Raw genomic sequence first — 1,203 nt, 5'->3', positions numbered from 1 at the left:
GATCGACTTCCTTCGCTACTATGCAGACGAGATGGACTGTCTGGCTAAACCAATACGATTAGGCAACCGTCCGGGAGAGCTCAACCAGCGCACCTATGCACCGCGCGGTGTGACCGTCGTCATCGCACCATGGAACTTTCCGCTCGCCATCCCCACCGGAATGGTTTCTGCGGCACTTGTGACCGGCAATCCAGTTCTATTCAAACCATCGGAACGCGCGCCCGGTTTAGGAACTCTGCTTACTAACATCTTCATCGAGGCCGGTGTACCGACCGGTTGTTTGGCCTGCCTCCCGGGTGGGCCGGAGGTCGGCCAAGCGCTCGTCGCACATCCCCAAGTCGCAACGATCGCGTTTACCGGATCGAAGACCGTGGGACTCCACATCTTGGCCGAGGCAGCGCGCGTGGGCTCAGGACAGCCTATGATCAAGCGGGTGATTGCCGAGATGGGCGGGAAGAATGCCATGATCATCGATGAGACGGCTGATCTCGACGAAGCGATCGTCGGAGTCGTCACATCGTTCACCAGCTATGCGGGACAGAAATGCTCGGCTTGCTCCAGAGTGATCGTCCATCGCACCATCATCTACGACTCCTTCGTGTCCCGCCTCCGAGAGGCAGTGCTGAGCTTGGAGGTCGGCAATCCCATGCACCCGTTCACCAGGATGGGACCAGTGATCGATGCCCGAGCCCAAGCGAGCATACAGCGTTATATTGCACTCGGACTCGAGGAAGGCCGGCTCCTCGTGCAGCGCACCTCAGATCAGAAGGGATATTTTGTCGGGCCGACGGTGTTTGTCGATATCCAACCCCATCACCGTCTGGCACAGGAGGAAATCTTTGGGCCGGTCTTAGCCGTCATGAAGGCTGACAGTTTTGCCGATGCGATCCGCTTGGCCAATGAAACCGAGTATGCTTTGACCGGAGGGGTCTATGCCAGGAGTCCTGCCAATCTTGCGATGGCCCGAGAGCACTTCGATGTAGGGAATCTGTACTTAAACCGACCAATCACCGGTGCCCTTGTCTCTCGTCAACCATTCGGTGGGCACCGCTTCTCAGGGGTAGGTGCGAAGGCGGGCGGGGAAGACTATCTGGCTCAATTCATGATCGCGAGAGTCATCAGCGAGAACACCCTTCGCCGGGGATTCGAATCGACTCAATGAGGCCTTTGCCGCTTTGATGTCGTATTCTTCAAGTTCTTCTG

Annotated in this window: 1 protein-coding gene; it reads left to right on the top strand. The window is 57.4% G+C overall.

Annotated features, from left to right (window positions below; translation table 11 throughout):
* Nucleotides 1-1,162 (top strand): aldehyde dehydrogenase family protein (locus tag HZB34_13130; GenBank protein ID MBI5316903.1); only part of this gene is annotated, 1,162 nt, incomplete at its 5' end.
* Nucleotides 1,163-1,203 lie beyond the last annotated feature (41 nt).

It is taken from the genome of Nitrospirota bacterium (assembly GCA_016219645.1).
Taxonomy (GTDB): domain Bacteria; phylum Nitrospirota; class Nitrospiria; order Nitrospirales; family Nitrospiraceae; genus Palsa-1315.
The sequence above is the reverse complement of the archived record's forward strand: the minus strand, read 5'-3'. Positions and strand labels throughout refer to the sequence as shown.